We start from the raw sequence: 1,825 nt of genomic DNA on the forward strand, positions 1-1,825 counted from the left end.
TAATACGAAAGAAACGACTAAGTCAGGTGGAACAGCACTTATTTCTGCATCTGAGCGTGGCCATGTAGAGGTTGTTAAAGAATTATTAGAGCATACAGATATTGATGTGAATTATAAAAATGAACGTGGTGGAACAGCGCTATTAGAAGCAATTGTATTAGGAAATGGTAGTGAAAACCATAAGAAAGTAATTCAATTGCTTATTGATCACGGTGCAGATGTAAATATGGCTAACAAGGAACATCTGACGCCACTGCAATACGCTGAAAAAAGAGGTTTTAAAGATATTGTAAATATGTTGAGGGTAGCTGGAGCAAATGAAGTAGTACAGCCACAACAACCAGTAGAGTAAAAAACGAAAAATAATCCCATTTAGATAGACAGAATGAAGAAATCAGTTAGTATGATGGATTCAGTAATGTGTATTTGAATGGGATTTTTGTTTTGAACATGAAAAATAGATTATGAATGGATGGTATATGGAGTAAATAAGGAGGATAAAAATGAGGCTCTCAGAACTTGATTTAATAGTAATTCAGGTAGAGGTTTTGTTTGTTCATAATCAAGTCGGAAAAATGAAATATGTAAATGAACAAGGAAATCCGAAAGCACCACGTTTTTTTCTTGGCAGAACTCGTGAAGGGAGTATAACGAGATATCATTGTAATGTGGATGATGAAACGGTAAGTAAGATTGAGAAGTTAATTCAAGAACCTTCAAAGCATATAGAGATAGCAAAGATTATTAATGTATTAAATGAAGAAAGAACAGTGAAAAATATTTGGATGGGTCCTGCTTTCATGTTTCATAGTAATTTACATAAGCCGACTAGAACAATACAAATAACTGAGAAGAATAGAGAGCTTTTGCGAGAAAATTTTCCTAATCTAATAGAACAGATGGAATGGAGGAAACCTTATTTTGCAATTGTAAAAAATGAAAAGGTAGTTTCTGTTTGTTGCAGTGCCAGAAGTACGCCCGTAGCTGCTGAGGCAAGTGTGGAAACTTTAGCGGAGTTTCAAGGGAACGGATATGGTACTGATGTTGTTACAGCCTGGGCGATATCATTACAAGAAGAAAAACGCATTCCACTTTATAGTACTTCTTGGGATAATTATGCTTCACAAGCAGTTGCGAGAAAACTAAAACTAATTAACTATGGAATGAATTTACATATTGATTGAATTTTAAATATTGTTTCGTTCTATTTGTTTATATTTTAATATCTAGATTAATGTAAATAGTGATATGGTGAATATTAACATTCGGTTAACACCTAATTAACAATCTATCAAAACTGACTTAATAAATGCGTAATATAGTAAAGGTAACAAAATAACTAGGGTAGAGAACATTTGAGAACACCCACTTACATATAATGTGCCACTTTCTTAGGTGTGCTCTATTCTCTAGAGTTCAAATAAGGAGAAAGGCGTTCTATGTAAGTAGGTGTTTTTAGTTTGGATAAAAATAGAACAGTTAGGTGGAATGAATGTTTAAAGAATCTTATATTGCGATGATAAAGGATTGGAAAGGATACAAAGCATACAAAAAATTGCCGAAAACAGTTTTTCTTATGACTGGTTCAATGCTGGAATTACCAGAGCGTGTATATGAATTGCAGAAACATGGACATGATGTATTTCTTCATTGTGATTTTATACAAGGCTTAAATACGAATACAGAGGAAGCACTTTTGTATATTGAAGATGTTATCGGGGCACAAGGTATTATTTCAACAAAGGGTTCGACAATTCGAAATGCTAATAAAATTGGATTGAAAACAATTCAACGTATTTTTATTGTAGATACTTTATCCCTTACT

General features: G+C 33.1%; 3 protein-coding genes. All 3 read left to right on the plus strand.

All coding sequences use genetic code 11. From position 1 onward, the window contains the following. Window positions 1-352 (plus strand): ankyrin repeat domain-containing protein (locus MR160_RS33520; RefSeq protein WP_242299201.1); only part of this gene is annotated, 352 nt, incomplete at its 5' end. A gap of 151 nt (window positions 353-503) precedes the next feature. After that, complete coding sequence (locus tag MR160_RS33525) at window positions 504-1,184, plus strand: GNAT family N-acetyltransferase (protein WP_001239734.1); 681 nt, start codon at window positions 504-506, stop codon at window positions 1,182-1,184. Between the two features lie 308 nt (window positions 1,185-1,492). Further along, window positions 1,493-1,825, plus strand: a 333-nt coding sequence (locus tag MR160_RS33530; protein ID WP_242299202.1) for a glycerol-3-phosphate responsive antiterminator, incomplete at its 3' end; no start/stop codon positions are given.

It is taken from the genome of Bacillus cereus group sp. BfR-BA-01382 (assembly GCF_022663475.1).
Classification (GTDB): Bacteria; Bacillota; Bacilli; order Bacillales; family Bacillaceae_G; genus Bacillus_A; species Bacillus_A thuringiensis_S.

Bases quoted from the DNA above. Each gene is read 5' to 3' on its own strand.
- MR160_RS33525 (WP_001239734.1), top strand. From the start codon at position 504: ATGAGGCTCTCAGAACTTGATTTAATAGTAATTCAGGTAGAGGTTTTG.